We start from the raw sequence: 21,951 nt of genomic DNA, 5'->3' as shown, positions 1-21,951 counted from the left end.
GTTTTTTATAATATTTGAAATAAGATAAGGGGCTGTCAGGAATTGATAGCCCCTTATAAATGCATAAAACAGATGTTTATTCTATACACCCATAAACAACATCCCGGACCTTCACATGAAACAGCTCATTATGTTCTCCCTGCGTATTGTGCATATAAACAATAGAAAGATGATCTTCAGGAGAGGCCTCCGCCCAGGAGCCGTAACCGCCGGACCAGCCGAAGGCGCCAAGCGAGCCGTTGGATGCGCCGGGGGCTTTGTCCATCAGAGTCCGTACTCCCATTCCATAGCCATAACCGAGAATATCCACGCCGTTATAATGCCAGAAATCCCTGAGCTGATCCGGCCCAAGCTGATTCGTTCTCATCAGGTCAATGGTCTTCCTTCCCAGAAGACTTTCACCCTTGTAGCGGCCGCCGTTTGCCAGCATGCTCATAAATACGGCAAAATCCCTGCAGCTGCAGTTTAAGTTGGCTCTGGAGTATTCCGGAGCACCGCCGATCTTTATGATATCGTCCAGTTCCCGGGGCATAGGCTCTTTCTTTTTATCAGGAGTGATTTGGTAACAGGTGACCAGGCGGCCCATCATTTCCTCATCCAGGAAAGTGGCGGTATCCTTCAGGCCAAGGGGATCAATCAGCCTTTCTTTCATGTTCTGACGCACAGATTTTCCTGTGATTACTTCCACAATAGCTCCCACAATTTCACTTCCCAGCCCGTAAAGCCAATGGGTGCCGGGTTCAAACATAATCGGAACGGAGCCCATGGCGCGGACCTCGTCGCGCAGCGTGGGGATTTTCCCATCTTTGCAATAGGGCCTGACCGCTTCGGACATGGCATTGACGGTAGGATTATCGGTCACATGATCAAGCGGTCTCATACAGTAGGGAAGGCCGCAGGACATGGTAAAGGCATCCTTTACAGTAATGGGATGCTCCACAGGAACCACCTGGGCTGCGCGCCCCGGAATCTGCACATATTTGGTAGTATTTTTCCATTCCGGCAGGAAATCATATATCGGATCCGTGAAACGGAACGCCCCTTCCTCAAACAGCATCATGCCGATGGCATAAGTAAACAGTTTTGTTGTGGACGCCTGGCGGAAAATGGAACGTTCGTTGATTTTTGTCCCCTTTTCGATATCGGCGAAGCCGGAATAGCTTTCGTAGAGAATATCATGATTCTGCATGACGACACAGGCACAGCCGGGAATCGAACCCTGTGTAAACGAATCAAGCAGCCTGTCAAGATTTTTAAAAGTACCCATAGAATCCTCCTTTTGATATGTAGAAAATAATTCTGATATAAAAATATCATAAATGAACAAAAGGATTATAGCTAAAATTCTGTTCATTATATGAGATTTTCTGAGTAATAAGAAAATTGCTGTTGATTATAGCTATAGAGACGAATTAGGTATATTAAAATTATTTTAGCACAAATTTATTAATTTAGCAAAATAATATATTGATTATAGAATAAATATTGAAGGAATAAATAAATCATATAATCCAATCAATTAAAACGAAAACGACAGGGTTATTTATATTTTAAAATTTAGTAAGGAGAAAATATGATTATTTGTCTGCAACGGGCTCATACCTATGCTGAATGGAAAGGAGAAAAAGAAAACTATACCCTTGGTTATAATATGGATTTCCCAACTTTTTTTCATAATTTAAGATTGTGTGAAAGCAATTTTTCTATAAAAATAAGCAAAAATAAGAATGAAAACAGGATAAGTTAATGCTATATTATCTATATAAATCATTGCTAAGATTTAGCAAAAATTAGTGAAAAAAATAAAGGGGGACACAGTTTATGAAAAAAAGGTTATCGTGTTTACTTGTTGCTGTACTTGCACTTTCACTGCTGGCAGCATGTGGAGGAACGAGTAAACAAACAGGAGGGGCAACAGGAGGAGCACAGGAAAGTACAGAAGCAGTAGATGCAGCAGAACCTGCGGCTGATGTATTAGCGGAACTTCCGGCTTCATTGACAGACGGAGTGGTTAAAGCAACACCGGAAATGTATACAAATGTTGACTTAAGCAAGCCCTATACTGTTTATTTATATTTAATTGGTGATACGCCTCAGGACTGGGATAAGGTTATGGCAGCTGTTAACGAATACCTGGAGCCTTTTAATACCAAGCTTGAAACAGTGATTATGAGTTGGGCTGATTACGGTACAAAATATTCACTGGTTCTGGCAGGCGGTGAAGAGGTAGATGCAATTTATACGGCTCCATGGTGTTATATGTATACTGAAGCGGCAAAAGGCTCTTTTTATACGTTTGACAGGGATTTTGTAGCAAAGAATATGCCTTTGACCAATAAGTATCAGGCTGAGACAAGTTATGCAGAATCCACAATTGATGGTAAAATTGTAGCGCTTCCCTGTAATGCTGAAAAAGCTGACACTAAAATTGTGGCGATTCGTCAGGATTTAGCTGAAAAATACGGCATAGAGAAGTTGGACAACTGGTCAGACTATATGAATTTTATGCTTACAATTGCTGAAAAAGAAACGCCGGAATCAGGTATTCTTGCACAGGCTTCTTCAGGGAATAATGCGGAACTTTGGGAAGTGTATCGTCAGCAATATAATGTCTTCTATATTCTTAAGGATAATTATTTGCATTATCAATATGAATATAAAGAAGGAGAACTGCCTTCTGCCGATGATATTGAACTTTGCTGGAATTCAGAATCATTTGTTAAATTTGCTAAGGATATGAAAACTTTGGCTGACGCAGGCTGCTGGTCCCGCGGTGCACTTTCCAACACAATTTCAGATGATGATGCATTTGGTGCACTGCAGGGAGCTTCTATAGCCTGGAACGGCACGGTATTTAATTATATGAGGATGGCCGAAAAGAATGAGGGTGTTAAGTGTGCGGCCTATGATTTGACGAAAGATAATATTGTGGCCTGCGAGGAGTACAATAATTCGGATATTGCTATTGCAGCAGCTTCAAAAAATCCTGAACGTACGGCTATGGTACTCGATATTCTGAAAATGGATACATATGTAAACAGACTTATTACTCTGGGCTTTGAAAATGAACATTATACAATTGATGGCTTTAATTATGCTAAGGCTGCGAATGTGGAAGCATATCCGCCTAACAGTGTTTCTTTATCTTGGGGGATAAATAATGGAATTTATAAGGAAACCGGAGTAGAACCGCGTGAACAGGAAATGGTTGATTCCTGGGAGCCGAGGATAACTTCCAATCCAACGATAACTTTCGTATTTAATGATACAGAAGTGTCTGATTATGCATCTGCATGTAAAGCAATCCTTGGTGATTATATTCCGTCGCTTCAGTTAGGCCTGGTAGATGATGTAGATGCATACCTTGCAGAAATGAATGCCAAACTGGACGGAGCTGGAATTAAGATTGTTGAGGAAGAGTTGTTTAAACAATATAATGAATGGCTTGCAGCTCGTTAAATGAGAGTAAGAAAAATGGCGGATACCCCGCCATTTTTCATTAAATATGCATTGACGGAGGAAAAACAATGGATGGGATTAATAAAGTGAAACCAGTGAAAACACCGTTTTTAAAAACAGTGAAAAGACATTGGATACTGCTTCTGATGCTTCTTCCTGCAGTTTTGTATGTGGTGATTTTTTCCTATATTCCTATGACGGGTGTTGTACTGGCATTCAAAAAATATAACTATAATGGCGGAATTTATTTTTCACCCTGGAATGGTCTCAATAACTTTAAGGCACTGATGATTTCCGGTAAACTTGGAATGGTAACAAGAAACACGATTCTATATAATATTATATTCATATCTCTTGGTGTGGTCCTGGAAATGGGAAGTGCAATTTTATTGAATGAACTGCGTTGCAAAATTTTTAAGAAAACGGCACAATCATTTATGTTCCTTCCTTATTTTATCAGCTGGGTAGTTGCAGGAGCAATAGTTTATAATATTTTTAGTTTCGAACGCGGTGTTGCAAATAATATTCTTACAAGTCTTGGAGCAAAACCTTTTGATTTATACAACTCTCCCGGCGCATGGCCGTTTTTGCTGACTTTTTTGAAAATGTGGAAACAGACGGGTTATGGCTCGGTAGTATATCTTGCGGCCATTACGTCTATGGATCAGGAAATGTTTGAAGCAGCTTCGCTGGATGGGGCCAATGCCTGGCAGAAAATCAGATATCTGACCATACCATCTTTGATACCAACGATGATGACCCTGGTACTTTTGGCAATCGGAAATATTTTCAGAGGAGATTTTGGATTGTTTTATCAGACAGTAAAATCAAGTGCTTTACTTGAGTCTGTAACTGATGTTATTGACACCTATGTTTTCAGATTATTGATTTCTTCCGGTGATGTAGGAGTATCGGCAGCTGCAGGCCTGTTTCAGTCAGTACTTTGTTTTGTTACGATTATGTGTGCAAATGGATTAGTAAAGAAAACAAATCCTGATTATGCATTGTATTAAAGGAGGGCAGTATGAAAAATAATCGCAAAGCAAATGCAGCAAAAAATCGTATACACATTGGTGCGGATGTAATTTCCATTAATATAGTTGCTTATTTATTTATCGGCATTTTTGCTATAATCTGCTTACTTCCATTTTATTTAATTATATTGGCATCCTTTACACCGGAAACATCCTTAATAAAAAACGGATATCCAATTATTCCTACAGGGGTATTCAGCCTGGAAAGCTATGGCCTGTGTCTGAAGAATCCGGAACAGATTATTCGTGCGTATGGAACTACTGTATGTGTTACCATAGTAGGAACCTTTTTGGCGGTATTTCTTTCAACTATGACGGGATATGTACTTTCCAGAAAAGATTTTCCATGGAGGAACAAGTTTGCGTTTTTCTTCTTTTTTACAACCCTGTTCAGCGGTGGGCTTGTGCCGACATACATGCTTTGTATGCGATATCTTCATTTTAAAAATAATTATATGGCTTTAATTCTTCCGATGGTTTTTTCAGTATGGAATATGATTATTGCTAAATCATTTATGGCGGGAATACCAGCATCTATAACAGAATCGGCTAAAATTGATGGCGCGAACGACTTTACAATTTATATCAAATTGATTATACCTTTGTCTAAGCCTTTAATTGCTACGTTATGTCTTTTTGCGGCATTAGCATATTGGAATGACTGGTATAACTGTATGCTGTATATAACGGATGAAGATAAATTTATGCTTCAGTATTATTTGCAGAGAATGCTGGGCAGTGCGGAGGCAATGCGTTTAGTCGCAGAAAAATCCGGCATTCCGATTACTACAGTTCCTTTGGAAAGTATGAAAATGGCTATGACGGTGATTGCAACCGGTCCTATTGTACTATTGTATCCTTTTGTCCAGCGTTATTTCGTTAAAGGAATGACAATAGGAGCTGTGAAGGGGTGAAGCAATAGTGAAAAAAAAGGACGCATCTAATCAATGCGTCCTTTTTTTCGATAAGCTGTTGGGGACAGGCCTACACTTTTTTTAAATGCGGCACAAAATATACTGGCAGAGGAAAAGCCGGATTCATAACAGATATCATTGACTGACATGTTGCTCTCCAAAAGTAAAATTTTTGAAATGCGGAGTCTGTAATTGATAATATATTCATGAGGCGTCATATCCGTTTCTTTTTTAAAAACACGTATAAAATGATAGGTGCTCATCAGCGCTTTTTTTGCAAGTTCTTCAACTCTAAGTTCTTCTTGTATATGTTCCTGAATATATATTTTCGCGTTTTCAATTGCAGAGGCACGTTGAACTTCTTTTATTTGGAGAGGTGTGTAAATAATAAGTTCCGTCAGGATATCGTTGAGGTATTTCGAAAGCAATACTTCTCTTACAGGTTCCTTTTTTGTAAAAGGCTGGTAAATTTTTGCCATGCGATTCATAATTGGCAATGGATCATCAAGAGAAAATATATTACTGAGTTTACTTACGATCATATTATACATTTTGCGTGCCGAAAATCCGTCATAATGAATCCATATCGCTTCCCAGCCGGTATCTGAATAGTAACTGTGCTCCTGATAACAGTCAATAAGAATAAAATTGTTTTTTTCAGCTGGCCATTTTTTAGCTTCGAATTCTACAGTAAGTGAACCTTCCAGTACATACATAAGCAAAAAACTGTCAAAATGCATACGATGCTGCCTGTAACCTGGCTGATAAAAAAAATGCCCTAAATGGGTAGGATATAAAAAATATTCAGTTATGGCATCTGTCGGGGAATTAATAAAATAATCCGACTTTTTGTCGATTTTGTCTTCAACCGATTTCATATTTTCCTCTGAACGCAATTTTTGATTATTAACAGGCAAAAAATTATGTAATTTGGATTTAATTGAATTATATTATAAGCAAGAATTCTAAAACTGACAAGTACAAAGACTTCAAAAATTTAATTAAAAATACTAAGAAATGGAGATTAATTTGTAATGGAAAAATTAATATTTCAAATTCCGGCAGTTAAGAATACGCCAGAATTATTAAATATGGGAGGCAGAGATTTGGCCGGTAATTTATATCAGGCGGATCAAAAAAGTCTGCTTGTTAATGGAAAACGTATTATACCGGTTATGGGAGAAATCCATTTTTCACGTTTGAAACAGGAAGAATGGAAAGAGGCTATTTTGAAAATGAGAGCCGGAGGCGTGAATATCGCTGCTACCTATGTTTTTTGGAATCATCATGAAGAACGGCAAGGAGAATGGGATTTTTCAGGATGCAGGGATTTAAGGAAATTCCTGGATGTGTGCAGGGCGCTTGATATGAAGGTATGGCTTAGAATAGGACCCTGGGCGCATGGCGAGTGCCGTCATGGCGGTTTCCCTGATTATGTACAGTATGCAGACGATTTTGAAAAAAGGACAGATGATCCAAAGTATTTGGCGCTTGTAGAAACACTCTATACAAAGATTGGTGAACAATCACGGGGGATGATGTGTAAAGAGGGTGGTCCTGTAATTGGAATTCAGCTGGAAAATGAATATGGACATTGTGGAGGCCCGAACGATAAAGCAGAACAGGCCAGGCATATGAAGACATTGTTGCATCTTGCAAAAAAAGCAGGATTGGATACACCCTATTATACAGCGACTGCCTGGGGCGGAGCGTGTACGATAGATGAGACACTGCAGGTGTTATCCGGATATGTGGATGCTCCCTGGGATAATTCTACAAAAGAATTACCCGCGATGGAAAATTTCCTTTTTATTCCTTATCGTGATGATGCCAATACAGGTTCTGATTTCCATAAGGCTGATGAAAAAAACGGAACGATCCGGAGGGATTATCCATATTTGACCGCCGAACTTGGCGGAGGGCTGCAGGTGACAAGCCACAGGAGACCTGTTTCAAAAGCTATTGATAACGCGGGGCATATTATATGCGTGCTCGGTGCTGGCGCTAATTTAATCGGGTACTATATGTACCATGGGGGCATTAATCCTGATGGTAAATATTCGGATTTGAATGAAGCACAAAGTATTGGAGGAAATACTACAGTTCCGAGAAAGAGTTATGATTTCGATGCCTGTATTAATGAGGCGGGAAAAATAAATGAGAGTTTCGGGGTATTAAAAAAGTATCATCTTTTGCTTTCATCCTTTGAAAGCGAGATTGCAGAGGCTGAAACAGTTCTTCCAGCGTCTGTTCCTGAATCTGCGGAAGATATGAAAACAATACGTGCTGCATTACGTTGGAACTATACCTCCAAAACAGGATTCCTTTTTGTAAATAATCATGTCAGGAACCGCCTTATGGAGGAACATCCGGACGTGAATATATATATCCATTTGCCTGATGGAACACAATTTTCTGTGGAACATTTGCATTTTGCTGCAGACAGATGTTATGTTATTCCAATTGAACTGAAGATGAGCGATACTATAATTAAAAAAACAAATTGCAGCCTTCTGTGCAGGCTCGGCAAAAGAGTTTTTCTGTATTCAGATGAAAAACCGCATATAGAAGCAATGCCTTGTATTGATTGGGTAACAGTACTTACAGAGTCAGAAGCCGACAGAGGCTTCCTGTTCAGTGATGGTTTATATGTAGTGGAAAGAGAAGACAGCTGTATTATTGAGGAAGATGGCACAAAGAAGCTGATTACGCAGGAAAAGCAGGAAATTAAAATTTATCATGAAGATGGAACTGTGAAAAAGTTTATGGCAGGGCCTTCTGAAAGCGCATTGCTGTCGGTGTGCAGGATGCGGGCAGAATTCGAGCTGACAGGAGAAGAAAGGGATAAAAACGGGAATATTAAGTATCGTTCCTATCAGATTAATTTAGAACATTTGTCATCGGAGTTGGTAAACCAAATTTACCTGAATGTACACTTCCTGGGAGATCGCGCTGAGGTATATGATGGAGAAAGGCTAATCGACGATTGGTTTAATACGGGTAAGCCCTGGAATATTCCTCTCCGCCGTTTTCACTACCCTGCAATGTTAGAAATACGAATATATGATAGCGCCCATACAATTCCCTGTTGTTTTGGTCAGGATGTATACTATGACTTATCTGTAGAGGCAGGATGCGAGATTACGGGCGTTGAGCTGATACCTGAATATTCCGTTATTATTGGAAATTAAAGTTTATTCCCGCCCAAAACACTTTTTAGGTTCTTGGGCGGGAATTATTTATGGATGCGGAAGGTATGTTTTTATTTTGTAATGATTTCTAATGTCCGGGGTTTAAAGCCGTTTCCTTCAACTTCTACATATATTGTTCCGGCTTCGTCCCGGTTAGACTGTATTACAGCGAGGAGCAGGCCATAATGTACTTTTCTGGTTTCGCATTTTCCCATGGTATGATCCGTACTGTTTCCATTTTCGAGAACCAAAAGGTGCCCGGAACCGGTTACTTTGACAACGAGTTCGTTTTCCGCGGTCATTACCAAATTCCCATCTTCATCTGTCAGAGATATTTCAAGCTGAGCTATATCACGCCCGTCAGCTTTAATACAGGCAGAATCACATTTCAGATTTATTTCTTTTGCTTCCTTGAAAGTGCGCACCTCATGGCGGGCTATTTCATGACCTTCCCGGTCGTAGCCTATGGCAATTAATTCTCCCTCTTCGAAAGGAACATCCCAGGAAAGGAAAAGATCATCGGTATTGGCATGTGGTTTTGTTAAATCAAAGTTTGGCCATTCGTCAATTCCAACGGCAGGATACAAATAAGCTTTTTCTCCATAACTTTTTCCGTTTAAAAACAACTCTACAGAAGGACAGGAGGTATAACAGATAACAGGAATGATTTTTCCCTTTTCAACATCCATATTCCAATGAGGAAGCAGGTGTACTGTAGGTTCATTGCGCATCCATAAGGAACGGTAAAAATACCAGTTATCCCTTATAAAACCTGCCAGATCCACAGGACTGATTTCACCTGATCTGAATGGATAAGGAGATTCGCCCATATAATCCACACCAGTCCAGTAAAATACACCTGAAATATAATCTCTGGTCTCAATAAAACGCATATGTTTGCTGGCTTCTACCGGCCATGCATAGTACGGTGAACTTCTGAAAGGACCGGTCGGACCGGTTCTTCTTTGAGGTAGAGGATAATTTCCCCGGCTTCCCGGAATGCCGCCTGTTTCTGTTATGACCATAGGGGCGGCGGGATGACGGATTTTATCCGGTTCATAGAATAGTTCCGCCCTGTCATTCCAGATATTAACCCAGTTAAATCCTCGGACATCCTGATATTCCATAAATTTTTCGTAGGTATATTTGCTGTTATGAGCCAACATATTAGTACCTTCGGTAACTGGTCTGGTGGGATCCATTCTGTGACAGATATCACGTAACTCCTTCATTTCCTCCCAACCGTCTACCGTGTTAACCTCTTCACATTCATTGCCGACACTCCATAAAATAACACAAGGATGATTCCTGTCCCTCCTGATTATTGTCTCGGAATCTTTTATATGCAGCCTGTCGAAATGTTCTGCATAACCGCGGGGAGGGACTTCTTTAGTGCCTCTGGACTTACTCCATTTACAAATGGTCCACTCATCAAAAAATTCATCCATGCATAGAAGTCCCATAGTATCCATTAAATCTAATATTAAAGGATCGGCCGGGTTATGCGCTGTCCGTATTGCATTACAGCCCATGCCTTTCAGTTTTTCAAAACGCCTTTTCCATACTTTAATGGGAACTGCGGCGCCTAATTGTCCTGCTTCGTTATGGATGGCCATACCATGTATTTTTATATGTTCTTTATTGATTAACAAACCTTTGTCGGCATCAAAATAAAGGGTTCTGATTCCAAAAGGGGTAACGTACTGGTCTTCTATGATACCGTCTACTATAATCTCTGTTATCATCTGGTGCATATAGGGGTGCTCCGGACTCCAGAGAAGGGCATTTCTTATTGACAGATTCTGTTTGATAAGTGCATTGTTGAGACCTGCTCCGATTGTCATTTTTTCGGACATGGATGCAATTAGAAGACCATCGGGGCTGTAAATTTTATTCTTTATTTCAATCTCAGAATCAACGGCCGCGCTGTTGCTGATTTCTGTTGTAATTGATAAAGATGCAATATTATTCTCCAGTGAGTCCGTTACGATATAAGTACCATTAGAAGCCACGTGTATAGGGGGGAGTGATGAAATCCAGACATCTCTTGTGATTCCGCTTCCTGAATACCATCTTGTATTGGGTTGTGCGGAATTATCCACCCTGACAAGCAATGTATTTACTTCACCTATATTTACTTTATTAGTAATATCAAATTCAAAAGGAATATAGCCATAGTAATTATTTCCAAGCTTTTCCCCATTTAAATACACGGTGGCATCCTGGTATACACCATCAAACAACAGGCTGATAATACGATTTTTGTTTGATTTATCAATAATGAATTCTTTACGATATATTCCCACCCCATATTTCCAGTTCATAGAACCGCTTTTTTCATCCGGCCCGTTTGCTTCATAATCCATAAGCCAGTCATGCGGAAGAGTAACCGGTGAAAAATCTTTTTCTCCCTGTTCTGCTTCGTGAATATCCAGATCTCCATAATGGAAAGTCCAGCCAAATCCGAAAAATTCATGACGTTCCTGCTTAACTAAATGCAATTCCAAAATAATCCCCCTTTCTGTGTATCTGTTCCAATTCTATAAAGCAGAATTGAATGACACAAGAACAATTAGTAAAATGCTGCCAAAAGACGATTCTAAATATCATCCTTTTATTAAATTATAATTATCAGCTGTTTTTTTAGCAAGGACAACTATTCCAAAAAAAGAGCAATAAATCTATATAATTATTCAAAAAAAAGTGAAGGCACAATCACTTTATGAAACATGAAAAGGTGAATGAAAACGGCAGATACAAGTATGTAATTTGCATTTATTCCTAATAAGATAATGAAAAAGCAACTTTAATAGATTTGTAAGCAATTTTTCATAATTATTTATGAACTGAGAATGGTAAAATAGAAGAAAAAGCGTAAGGGGAATTATGATATGAAGAGGCTTACCAATACAGCGCTGTTGTCACATCCTTTGGCCTATTCACCAATCGCCAAACAGGCGGCAGGCGGAGAAAAAGGGATTGATTTTTTACACTACATCGATCGAATTCAGGCGGTGAATGTATTTGACAATGGCGATGTTGAATTTAATTTTTATGCGCCCTCAGCGGAGTGCGTGGAAGTGGCAGGAGTTACAGGTTCGTTTAAAAGCGATAAAATACCTTTATTCAAAAAAGAAAACGGGTATTTTACCAGAATACTCAGCGGCATTCCTGCAGGATTCCATTATTGTGACTGGTTTGTAGACGGAGTAAGAGTTTCAAATCCGGATGGACGTTTTTATGGCGGCTTTCGAATGATGAATTTTTTCGATATTCCGGAGACACAGGATGATTTCTATTTCAGAAGAGAAGTGCCGCATGGGACGGTACGCATTGAACTTTATCATTCATCCGTGAATGGAAGGACAAAATATGCCTATATTTATACACCGCCTTTGTATGAAGAAAATGTCGATAAATTGTACCCCGTTCTTTATTTGCAGCATGGTGTATGTGAAGACGAGACCAGTTGGCTCTGGAGTGGAAAGGCCAATTATATTTTAGATAATTTAATTGCAGAAAAAAAGTGTCAGGAAATGATCATAGTAATGAACAGCGGTTATTCTTTTAAGGAAGGAGAAAAGGCCATATTTTATCCCGGTGATTTTGACAGTGAGCTGGTATATGACTGCATTCCTTACATAGAGTCCAATTTCAGAGTGAAAAAAGGAAGAAGCTTCAGAGCAGTAGCCGGTTTGTCTCTGGGATCTGCACAGGCTTCGCTATCTGCGGCAAATCATCCGGATTTGTTTGGATATTTGGGCGTTTTCAGCGGCCCCTCCTCTGAAGGGATTGAGAAAATTATAAAGGAAAAGCTTTCTTTTGGGGGGATTTTTTTAAGTGCGGGGATTTACGAAAACGCATTGAATAAATTGAATGCATTCAAAAAGGAACTGGATGATATCGGGAATCAGACAATAGTAAGAAGTTATGACGGTTATCATGAATGGAGCCCATGGCGTCATAGTTTGTTTGATTTTGTACAGAGTATTTTTGGTGATATAACGATGCCTGAATATCCGGCGACATTGCTGAATGAAAGGATAGTCTGCAGGGAATATCATGGCCCTAACCAGGCATTGTTTATGAATCCTCTTTTTAATGACCCATTTTATAAGGATGTAGTATTTCATGTGGATGCCAAAGGAAGACCGGCGGGAAGTTATGTGGATATTCGTACTGGCATTACTGTATTAGGCCCAGGGAGGGTTGAATTTTCCATCGAAGCGGGTGATGCAGTGAAGGTAATGGTGCGCTTTAGGGGAGAAGAAGTAAACCTTCAAAGAGAGCCTGATGGGAATATGTGGTCAGCTGTATGCGAAAATGTGGAACCGGGATTCTATTATGTATATTTTTATATAGACGATGTTCATGTTGTACATCCCTTTACGCAGTGTTGTTACGGGGGTTTTTGTGCGGCCAATTATTTTGAAATGGAAGATCCGGAGTTTCAGGATTATCTTTTAAAAGATGTACCACATGGAAGTATCAGGCTAATGTCCTACAGGTCTTCCATCGATGGACGTGACAAGCCGCTTTACATCTATACTCCTTCGGGATATGATACTTCTGCCGATAAGTACCCTGTATTATATCTGCAGCATGGAGGAGGGGAAAATGAGACTGCATGGGTATGGCACGGGAAAATCCAGAATATGATGGACAACTTAATTGCAGAAAAGAAGTGCAGAAAAATGCTGGTGGTAATGGCAGAAGGGTATAGCTTCAAACCGGATGGCTCCAGCAATCCATCCCTGGGATCTTTCGATGAAGAGATGATATCGGATATAGTACCTTTTATTGACAAAAATTTTAAGTCCGTCCCGGACAAAAAGGCAAGAGCTATGGCAGGGCTTTCGATGGGGGCAATGCAGTCGTACAAAATTGTTTTTAACCATCCTGAAGTGTTTGCAAATGGTGGATTTTTTTCCGGCATATTCTATACCAGGGATGAGGTTGCCAATAATAATTCGGTACTCTTTAACAGGCAAAAGTTTAAAGATTTATATCAGTTAATTTTTGTGGGTTGCGGAGAGCAGGATGAACGTTTATATTCCGGAAATGCAGAAGCTATGAAGCTGCTTAAGGAGGAATATGAGCTTCCAATCACTTTTTTCCATATACCCGGAGAACATAACTGGACATTTTGGAGGAAGGCATTGAGAGCATTCCTGAATTTAGTATTTAAATAATTAAATGGGCCTATGGGTCAGAAAGGGTAGTTTATATGCGAAAAACAACGAATTTTAACAAGGACTGGTATTTTATCCTGGAAGACAATCCCACGTTTTCAGGACAGGAGGCTGATGAAAATTCCTTCAGAAAATTAAACCTCCCCCATGACTGGAGCGTGGATTATGCCCCGCAGGAAAATGAAAAGACAGGCGGCGGAGGCGGGTATGCAAAATCCGGCATCGGCTGGTACAGAAAGCATTTTACGATGGAACGTCCGGCGGAAAAGGAAAAGATATACCTGTATTTTGAGGGCATCTATATGGATTCCACAGTCTATGTAAACGGAAAGGAAGCAGGCGGCTACGGCTACGGCTACACCTCCTTTTATGTGGATGTAACGAAGCTGGTGCGGGAGGGTGAAAACCTGGTGGCCGTGCGCGTGAAAAACGATCTGGTTCCCAACTCCCGCTGGTACAGCGGCTCCGGGATTTACAGGGACGTTTACCTGGTGCGTACAAATGAAATCCACTTTGACCATTTCGGTGTCCGCTGCGCCACAAACGGCATTTATCCGAAACAGGATACGGCGCTGCTGCAGATCCGCGCTCAGGTTGTCAATGACGGCAGCACGGCGGAAAATGTGGGGGTTCTCCATAAAATATATGATCGTGACGGGAAGCTTGTTTCCACCTCAGGGATTGCACTGTATCTTGAGCCGGGTGAAAGCAGCGACTGCATGGTACGTCCGACTGTGGAAGCACCTCATTTATGGACGGATGAGGATCCTTATCTGTATACCCTGGTGAGCACCGTTGTTGCGGACGGCCGGGAGCTGGATTCCTTTACCTGCAAAACAGGCATCCGGACAGCTGTATTTGACGCGGATAGGGGCTTTTTATTAAACGGCGGGACTGTGAAAATAAAGGGTATGTGCGTCCATCATGACTGCGGCCTGACAGGCGCTGTAGGTTATCGGGAAAGCTGGGAGAGAAGGCTGAAGGAGCTTAAAGATATGGGCTGTAACGGAATCCGTTGTTCCCATAATCCGCCGGCTCCCGTGCTGCTGGATCTCTGTGATGAGCTGGGCTTTCTTGTTATGGACGAGGCTTTTGATGAATGGCTCCTGGCGAAGAACAAAACGGATAATTATTATTCGGAAAGCCTGGCATACGGTTCAAGCATGTTCTTTACAAATCATGCGAAAGAGGATTTAACCGCTATGCTCAGACGCGACTATAACCATCCTTCGGTGGTTATCTGGAGTATCGGCAATGAAATTCCCGAGCAGTCATCTGTGGATGGTGTGAAAATACTGAAATTTTTACAGGACATCTGCCATCAGGAGGATTCCAGCCGTATGGTGACCTCCGCCTGCGATAATATTGCTGCAGTGGAGCCGATCCGTACTCTGCGTGAGTTTGAAAATGCCCTGGATGTGGTGGGCTATAATTATGTGGGACGGTGGAGAGAACGGGCGGAAACCTTCTATGAGGAGGATCGGAAAGAGTATCCGGAACGCCGCATGATCGGCACGGAAAATCCTTCCGCGGGAGGCATACGCGGAGACTATTCCCAGGAGGGATGGTTCGGGAATTACGCAACTGCCACACTGCATCATGAAGCATTATGGCGTTACACGGCCAGCCATGATTTTGTTTCCGGCGATTATCTGTGGACCGGCATTGATTATCTGGGAGAAACCAGATGGCCGAGACGCGGCGCGCCGTGCGGACCGCTTGACACGGCAGGCTTCAGGAAGGATACCTTCTACTATTTCCGATCTATATGGAATACGAAGGAAATTACGCTTCATCTTGCGCCCCAGTGGAATTTTGAGGGGCAGGAGGGCGTTTACAAACAGGTGATCTGCTATACTAACTGTGAAGAAGTTAAGTTATACATAAACGGACGCTATGTGGGCAGCAGAGGATATCAGTGTCCCAGATACGGGGCAGTGCGTGCCTGGAATGAAGGCTTCCATAAATGTTCCACAACAAATGATCTTCATCTTTCCTGGGATGTGGCCTATGAACCGGGAGTGCTGCGTGCGGAAGGCTTCCGGAACGGGGAGCTTGTAGCGGTGGATGAGGTGTGTACCACAGGAAAAATGGCTGGGCTGTCAGCAGACGTGGTAAACACGGAAATATCGGAGGGAAGCCTGGTGCAGATAGAACTGTCCGCCAGGGATGAGGAAGGCCGGTTTGTACCGGATGCCTGCCCGATGATTTCCTGCCAGGTGGAAGGCCCGGCAAGGCTGGTGGGGATGGACGCGGGAGATCTGCTTGATCTTTCCCTGTATTCCAGCCCGGGCAGAAGGATGTTCAACGGCCTTTTGCTGGCAGCGGTAATGGTTGAGGGAAAAGGAGAGGTGCGTGTTACCTTCGCCTCAGAAGACGGAGCTGCGGAAACAGTGACCTTCCGGGCAGAATAGATGGTGGGAGTGAATCATTATGTATATACGAAAATTAACCAGCCAGGTCATTCTGGATTACGGCCGGGCCGAGGTACATACACAGGCGGGGACGCTGCGCGGTGTTATTTCTGACGGGACCTGCATATTCCGCGGCGTGCGTTATGCACAGGCGCAGAGGTTCCATCTGCCGGAGCCGGTAACGCCCTGGGAAGGCGTAAAAGAGGCAATTACCTATGGGAATGCCTGCCCGGAAATTTTCACCTGCGTGCCTCATGATCAGTATACGGTGCCGCATTATTTTACCGTACAGAGCGAGGACTGCCAGTTTTTGAATATCTGGACGCAGAGTATTGAAAAAGGGGTAAAAAAGCCTGTTATGGTGTGGTTCCACGGAGGCGGGATGATGACCGGATCCGGTGTGGAGCATTATGCCTATGACGGGGAGGAGCTTTCCCGGTTCGGGGACGTAGTGGTGGTCACGCTGAATCACCGTTTGAATGTGCTGGGCTTTCTGGATCTTTCCGCCTATGGGGAGGAGTACAGATATTCGGGCAATGCCGGCCTGGCGGATCTGGTGGCTGCTCTTCAGTGGATTCATGAGAATATTGCAGCCTTTGGCGGGGATCCGGATAATGTGATGCTGTTCGGGCAATCCGGCGGAGGAAGCAAAGTAGTCAGCATGCTGCAGTCGCCCAGGGCGGCAGGGCTTTTCCACCGGGCCTGCCTGCAGAGCGGGGGCATGCGCCCGGGAACTGAAATGACGAGATCTCTTTCCCGCCGGCTTGCCTCTTACATCCTGGAATATCTGAAAATTTTCCCGGAGCATGTGAAAGAGCTGGAGAGCATTCATTATGACGAGCTGGCCTGTGCGGCGGATTATGCCGCCGGGCGGCTCTCCCGGGAAGAGGGGAGGCCTGTGATGTACGGTCCTTTTTCGGATCAGGATTTTTATTCCGGACATCCCCTGGAACACGGATTTATTGAGGATACCAGGGATGTTCCCGTACTGTGCGGTTCTGTGTTCGGGGAATTTTTAAATAATTATGCCTCTCCTGTAGGTACAGGAAGCAAAAATTCCTGGATGGAGGAATATAAGTACGAATTGCTTTGCACAGAATATGGGGAGGAAACGGAGAAAATAATAGAAGCCTTCCGGAAGGCGTATCCGGATAAAAATACCGCTGACATTCTGTTCATGGATACGGATATGAGGCAGAATGCCCTGGCTTTTGCCAGGCAGCGGGCGGAATTTTCGCAGGCAGGTGTTTATAACTTCCTGTTTACCCTGGAATCCCCCTTTAACGGAGGCACGGTTCCCTGGCATAATGCGGAAATCCCCTATGTATTCCATAATGCGGAATACCTGGAGCCCTCTTTCATTCCGGGGATTACGCCTGCGGTGCAGGATATTGTCAGCGGGGCCTGGGTGAATTTTGCAAAGACAGGCAGTCCGAACGGCAGCGGTGTCCCGCAGTGGGATGCCTTTGGAGGAGAAGAAAACCGGACCATGGTTTTTGACCGGGAATGCAGGCTGGAGACAGATCACGATAAGGAGCTGCTGGAACTGTGTCCTGCACGGAAGGTTGATTTTTCAAAGCTGATGGGATCCAAGAAATAAGAAATGAGGCTATTATGTTTATAAAGAAATTGACAAAACAGGTCATATGTAATCCGGAGGAACCGGTGGTTTGTACGCCGAACGGGAAGCTGCGCGGATTAATTGTGGACGGCACCTATGTTTTCAGGGGGATAAAATATTGCGAGGCCAGAAGGTTTCACCTGCCGGAGCCGGCAAAGTCCTGGGAAGGTGTGAAAGAGGCCATTATTTATGGGCCGGTATGCCCTGAGATCCAGACGGTGCAGCCAAGTGATAATTATACGGTACCGCATGTTTTTTATCCCCAGGATGAGGACTGCCAGTATCTGAACATCTGGACGCAGTCGCCGGATGCGGGGAGGAAGAGGCCGGTTCTTGTATGGCTCCACGGCGGCGGCTTCGCAACGGGGTCAGGGATTGAACATTTCGCATATGACGGAGAAAATATGAGCCGTTTCGGGGATGTGGTGGTGGTCACATTGAACCACCGGCTGAACGTATTGGGATTTCTGGACCTTTCTGCATATGGAGAGGAATACAGGTATTCCGCAAACGCAGGCATGGCGGACATCGTAGAAGCGCTGCGCTGGGTGCAGAAAAATATCGAAGCCTTTGGCGGAGATCCGGGGAACGTTACTATTTTCGGGCAGTCAGGAGGCGGCGGGAAGGTCGCGGCTCTTCTGCAGATGCCGTCGGCAGCCGGACTGTTCCACCGGGCTGTAATACAAAGCGGGATAATCCGGGCGCATTCCGGCAAGGCGGAAGGCCCGGATATGGCGCGGCTGCTGTTGGATAAACTGGGAATTACACCGGAACGGATCCGGGAAATTGAAGAGGTGCCCTATTACCGTTTCCAGCAGATCATTTCCGGCCTGGGGCCTCAGGCCTTTATGGATTTTGGACCCAAAAGGGATGATGACCTTTATATGGGGAGTATCTTTGAGGCGGGGATATGTGAGCATGCGAAAAAGGTGCCGGTGATTGTAGGGAATGTACTGGGCGAGTTCTGCCAGAATTTTGCCGCAACCTGTGATGACGGCCGCAAAAACAGCTGGACGGAAGAAAAAGCGGAAGCGCTGATCCGGGAAAAACTGGGGGAAGCTGCAGAGGAAGCCATGAAGTTATTCAGAAAGGCATATCCAGGGAACCGGATACAGGATCTGCTTTTTACGGACCGGATATTCCGGCCGGGTACCTTTGACTATCTGAAAATACGCGCCGGGGCCGGTCTGGAAAATACCTATGGTTATATGTTTCAGCTGGAGCAGCCGGTATACGGGGGAACCCTTCCCTGGCATAACGCGGAAATCCCCTATGTATTCTATAACGCGGATTATATAGAGCCTTCCTACATTCCGGGAATTACGGAGCTGGTGCAGACAATCGTGTGCGGCTGCTGGTGCAGTTTTGCCAGGACCGGCAGACCGGAAGCGGCTGGGGCGCCTGAATGGCTGCCCTATACGCAGAAGCAGCATGCAATGATGTATTTTGATAAGGAATGTGAGGTAAAATCTGCGGATGCGGAAGAGGAACTGGCGGAATTTTTGGCGAATCATCCGTTTATGATGACACAGCAGGATCGCAGCGTGGAGGCGAAGCTATTTGGCGGAGGACCGCGGGTATAGCTGAAAGAAATGCGCCGGGCTGGGAAAACGACAGAAAATGTTTTAACTAACCTTTCAGGCAGGTCTGCGTGTTGGCTGCGCAGGCTTGCTTGTCTGCATGTCGCCGGATTTTTGTCATGCTAAAAAATATAAATTTAGCAAAAAAATGCATCTGACCGATTGCCATCGTATCTGAAAAAGTATATGATAAAAGAGAGCAGTTAAAAAAGACAGGAATTTGCCGGTAAAAACGCGGCAGCATAAAATGCAGAAGAACAATACCGCAGGGCAACCTGCATAAAGCCGGGGGAGATTGCATGGACAAATTAAAAGAACGTGTAAAAATCAAAAACATATGGACGAAGAACAGAATTGCCGTTCCTCCAATGGTCTGTTTTCACTGGTCGGATGACAGCGGCTGTGTAACGGATAAAAACCTGCAGCATTACCGGGATATGGCAGCAGGGGGAGCCGGTCTGATTATCGCCGAGGCCACGGCGGTAACAAAGCGGGGCAGGCTTCATGAAACACAGCTTGGGCTGTGGGAAGATAAACAGACAGAAGGATGGAAGCGGCTGGCGGATGCCGTGCATCAGTATGATGTGCCCTTTTTTGTGCAGTTACATCACGCAGGAGTGTCGGGAATCGAGAAAAATGCCGACTGCCCCAGCGATTACAGTTTCAGGGACAGCAATGGGGAGCTGCGGGCAAGAGGCTGCGAGATGTCTCCGGAGCGTGTGCGGGAAGTGATTGATGATTTTGTGCAGGCAGCGCGGCGGGCCAAACAGGCGGGCCTGGATGGAATTGAGCTGCACGGCTGCCACAGCTATCTTATCTGCCAGTTTTTTAACCGTAATATCAATCACAGGGAAGATATCTACGGACAACGCCGGGAAAAATTCGCGCTGGATATACTGGAAGGAATCAGGGAAAGCTGCGGGGAAGGCTTCGTGGCAGGAATACGGCTTGGGGCCTTTGAACCAGCTTTGGAGGATGGGATAGAACATGCGCTTTCCCTGGCGGGAAAAGCTGATTTCCTGGATATATCATATGGTTTCGGCGGGGAAAGCATTTCCCTGCGACCGGAAGGGTATCCTTTTTCAGAAGCCATCTATGGAGCCCAGGAAATCAAGAAACGTCTGCCGGATATGCCGGTTTTCGGCGTAGATGGCATTACGGATGGGGAAATGGCTGAAAAAGCCATTCTGCAGGCGGGAGTGGATATGATCGATGTGGGAAGGGGCTTTTTAGTAAATCCCAATTTCGGAAATGATGTCCTGGAAGGAAGAAGCTGCGGAAAATGTCTGCATTGCCGGCCGGCCTGTAAGTGGAGCCCATTTCTGAATGACGGGACGGTGGTGTGCCCGGGAAGAAATTTGTTTTTACGGAATCAAAAGCAGTAGCCTGGACAGCCGGCGGTTGGTATATTATGGACATGTTGTAAAAATAAAGGGTAACTGTGAGGGGTACTGAACAGTTACAATAAAGAAATGTAAATGGAGCTGAAGCAAATGCCGAAAAATACAAGAGGTGTGCAGGTAAAACAAATAGCGGAGCACCTGGGGCTGTCCTCAGGAACGGTGTCCATTGTCCTGAACGGACGGGGAGATGAACTGAGAATATCCAGGGAAACCCAGAAAATTGTTATGGATACTGCCAGGGAGATGAATTATCAGCCAGGCAAAACCCAGAAAAAGAATCAGAAGACAGTTCGCAAAAGCGATGGCTTCCGTATTGGTGTGTTCTGGAACCTGCATTACATGGGGGGCCTTTTAGGCCAGTTCTATTCCGGATTTCAGGAGACGGTAAAGCAGTATCAGATAAAAGTGGAAATCGTTCTTCAGCCCTTTGAATATGATCATCTGAATGCTTTTGAGGATGCATTTTCCGGAAGGCAGTACGATGGAATTATCATAGGCGGCCTGTCGGAAAAGGACAGCGATTATCTGAGAGAGAACCTGTTTGAGATGCCGATTGTATTGATTAACCAGACATTGGAAAATTACAGCAGCGTTTATGTTGATGACTATCAGACCGGAAGACAGTGTGCGGAACTTTTTTACAAAAACGGGCATGAGCGCGCGGGAATTGTGTTCTCTGAAAACCGCAGCGCAGCCAGTGTTCTGCGGTATAATGGTTTTGCGGAGGAGTGCAGGAAATGCGGCATACAGCTAAAGGATGAATGGAAAGTATCGGGACCTGGAAACGGGATTGGCGGCTATGAAGCGGTAAAACAAATGCTGCAGTGCGCAGAATTGCCAACTGCCCTTTTTGTACAGACAAGCAGGATGAACAGCGGCATTCTTGCAGCGCTCCGTGATGGAAATATTGCGGTTCCGGGGCAGATGGAAATAATCGCCTATGGGGACGGAGATTTCAGCCAGTATCTTTACCCCACCGTAACAGTGCTCCATGTGTCGGTTTCGGAGATGGCGGCGAATGCCATGCATCTGCTGCTGACAATTCTGCAGAATGATCTTCATATTACCCTTTCCAAGCTGCATGTGACGAAATTGATTTATGGAGAAAGTTTTCAGAAAAAAACAGAAAGGCAGGATCCGTAA

At 43.9% G+C, this 21,951-nt stretch carries 14 protein-coding genes; 11 read left to right on the top strand and 3 right to left on the bottom strand.

The window, feature by feature from the left end; genetic code table 11:
* Positions 1-76: 76 nt before the first annotated feature.
* A complete protein-coding gene (locus DXC51_RS23860) occupies positions 77-1,267 on the bottom strand; it encodes a serine hydrolase domain-containing protein (RefSeq protein WP_181970183.1) in 1,191 nt (396 codons plus the stop codon).
* 306 nt (positions 1,268-1,573) lie between these two features.
* Between DXC51_RS23860 and DXC51_RS29680 the strand changes: the two genes are divergently transcribed.
* From DXC51_RS29680 to DXC51_RS23845, 4 genes are all read left to right on the top strand, one after another.
* Positions 1,574-1,747 carry a hypothetical protein gene (locus tag DXC51_RS29680; RefSeq protein WP_181970182.1) on the top strand — a complete coding sequence of 58 codons (174 nt, stop codon included), beginning with the start codon at positions 1,574-1,576 and terminating at the stop codon, positions 1,745-1,747.
* 74 nt (positions 1,748-1,821) lie between these two features.
* Complete coding sequence (locus DXC51_RS23855) at positions 1,822-3,459, top strand: ABC transporter substrate-binding protein (RefSeq protein ID WP_102289464.1); 1,638 nt, start codon at positions 1,822-1,824, stop codon at positions 3,457-3,459.
* A gap of 68 nt (positions 3,460-3,527) precedes the next feature.
* Entirely contained in the window at positions 3,528-4,472 is a 945-nt protein-coding gene (locus tag DXC51_RS23850) for an ABC transporter permease (RefSeq protein WP_102289463.1), read from the top strand.
* Between the two features lie 11 nt (positions 4,473-4,483).
* Entirely contained in the window at positions 4,484-5,407 is a 924-nt protein-coding gene (locus DXC51_RS23845; RefSeq protein WP_117545548.1) for a carbohydrate ABC transporter permease, read from the top strand.
* A gap of 26 nt (positions 5,408-5,433) precedes the next feature.
* On the opposite strand, the gene DXC51_RS23840 is transcribed toward DXC51_RS23845, so the two are convergent.
* Positions 5,434-6,285 (bottom strand): AraC family transcriptional regulator, encoded by an 852-nt coding sequence (locus DXC51_RS23840; RefSeq protein WP_102289461.1) that lies wholly within the window; start codon positions 6,283-6,285, stop codon positions 5,434-5,436.
* A gap of 228 nt (positions 6,286-6,513) precedes the next feature.
* Here DXC51_RS23840 and DXC51_RS23835 point away from each other — a divergent pair, with 228 nt between their 5' ends.
* Positions 6,514-8,598 (top strand): beta-galactosidase, encoded by a 2,085-nt coding sequence (locus DXC51_RS23835; protein WP_181970181.1) that lies wholly within the window; start codon positions 6,514-6,516, stop codon positions 8,596-8,598.
* A gap of 71 nt (positions 8,599-8,669) precedes the next feature.
* On the opposite strand, the gene DXC51_RS23830 is transcribed toward DXC51_RS23835, so the two are convergent.
* Positions 8,670-11,099, bottom strand: a complete 2,430-nt coding sequence (locus DXC51_RS23830) for a glycoside hydrolase family 2 protein (RefSeq protein WP_243003262.1) — start codon at positions 11,097-11,099, stop codon at positions 8,670-8,672.
* Between the two features lie 390 nt (positions 11,100-11,489).
* Between DXC51_RS23830 and DXC51_RS23825 the strand changes: the two genes are divergently transcribed.
* The 6 genes from DXC51_RS23825 (at position 11,490) to DXC51_RS23795 (ending at position 21,951) form a co-directional block, all read left to right on the top strand.
* Complete coding sequence (locus tag DXC51_RS23825; RefSeq protein WP_117545545.1) at positions 11,490-13,790, top strand: alpha/beta hydrolase-fold protein; 2,301 nt, start codon at positions 11,490-11,492, stop codon at positions 13,788-13,790.
* A 35-nt stretch (positions 13,791-13,825) separates the two neighbouring features.
* The gene (locus DXC51_RS23820) at positions 13,826-16,204 is read left to right on the top strand and encodes a glycoside hydrolase family 2 TIM barrel-domain containing protein (RefSeq protein ID WP_117545544.1); all 2,379 of its coding nucleotides are present in this window, start codon (positions 13,826-13,828) and stop codon (positions 16,202-16,204) included.
* Positions 16,205-16,223: 19 nt separating this feature from the next.
* Positions 16,224-17,804 carry a carboxylesterase/lipase family protein gene (locus tag DXC51_RS23815; protein WP_117545543.1) on the top strand — a complete coding sequence of 527 codons (1,581 nt, stop codon included), beginning with the start codon at positions 16,224-16,226 and terminating at the stop codon, positions 17,802-17,804.
* Positions 17,805-17,818: 14 nt separating this feature from the next.
* Positions 17,819-19,408, top strand: coding sequence for a carboxylesterase/lipase family protein (locus tag DXC51_RS23810; protein ID WP_044914940.1), 1,590 nt, complete (start codon positions 17,819-17,821; stop codon positions 19,406-19,408).
* 296 nt (positions 19,409-19,704) lie between these two features.
* On the top strand, positions 19,705-20,790 hold the full coding sequence (locus DXC51_RS23800) for an NADH:flavin oxidoreductase (RefSeq protein WP_021637961.1): 1,086 nt from the start codon (positions 19,705-19,707) through the stop codon (positions 20,788-20,790).
* A gap of 108 nt (positions 20,791-20,898) precedes the next feature.
* Positions 20,899-21,951, top strand: a complete 1,053-nt coding sequence (locus tag DXC51_RS23795; protein WP_181970180.1) for a LacI family DNA-binding transcriptional regulator — start codon at positions 20,899-20,901, stop codon at positions 21,949-21,951.

It is taken from the genome of Eisenbergiella massiliensis, assembly GCF_003435485.1.
This window is presented reverse-complemented; position numbering and strand designations above follow the sequence as displayed.

Bases quoted from the DNA above. Each gene is read 5' to 3' on its own strand.
- DXC51_RS23860 (WP_181970183.1), bottom strand. From the start codon at position 1,267: ATGGGTACTTTTAAAAATCTTGACAGGCTGCTTGATTCGTTTACACAG.
- DXC51_RS29680 (WP_181970182.1), top strand. From the start codon at position 1,574: ATGATTATTTGTCTGCAACGGGCTCATACCTATGCTGAATGGAAAGGA.
- DXC51_RS23855 (WP_102289464.1), top strand. From the start codon at position 1,822: ATGAAAAAAAGGTTATCGTGTTTACTTGTTGCTGTACTTGCACTTTCA.
- DXC51_RS23850 (WP_102289463.1), top strand. From the start codon at position 3,528: ATGGATGGGATTAATAAAGTGAAACCAGTGAAAACACCGTTTTTAAAA.
- DXC51_RS23845 (WP_117545548.1), top strand. From the start codon at position 4,484: ATGAAAAATAATCGCAAAGCAAATGCAGCAAAAAATCGTATACACATT.
- DXC51_RS23840 (WP_102289461.1), bottom strand. From the start codon at position 6,285: ATGAAATCGGTTGAAGACAAAATCGACAAAAAGTCGGATTATTTTATT.
- DXC51_RS23825 (WP_117545545.1), top strand. From the start codon at position 11,490: ATGAAGAGGCTTACCAATACAGCGCTGTTGTCACATCCTTTGGCCTAT.
- DXC51_RS23820 (WP_117545544.1), top strand. From the start codon at position 13,826: ATGCGAAAAACAACGAATTTTAACAAGGACTGGTATTTTATCCTGGAA.
- DXC51_RS23815 (WP_117545543.1), top strand. From the start codon at position 16,224: ATGTATATACGAAAATTAACCAGCCAGGTCATTCTGGATTACGGCCGG.
- DXC51_RS23810 (WP_044914940.1), top strand. From the start codon at position 17,819: ATGTTTATAAAGAAATTGACAAAACAGGTCATATGTAATCCGGAGGAA.
- DXC51_RS23800 (WP_021637961.1), top strand. From the start codon at position 19,705: ATGGACAAATTAAAAGAACGTGTAAAAATCAAAAACATATGGACGAAG.
- DXC51_RS23795 (WP_181970180.1), top strand. From the start codon at position 20,899: ATGCCGAAAAATACAAGAGGTGTGCAGGTAAAACAAATAGCGGAGCAC.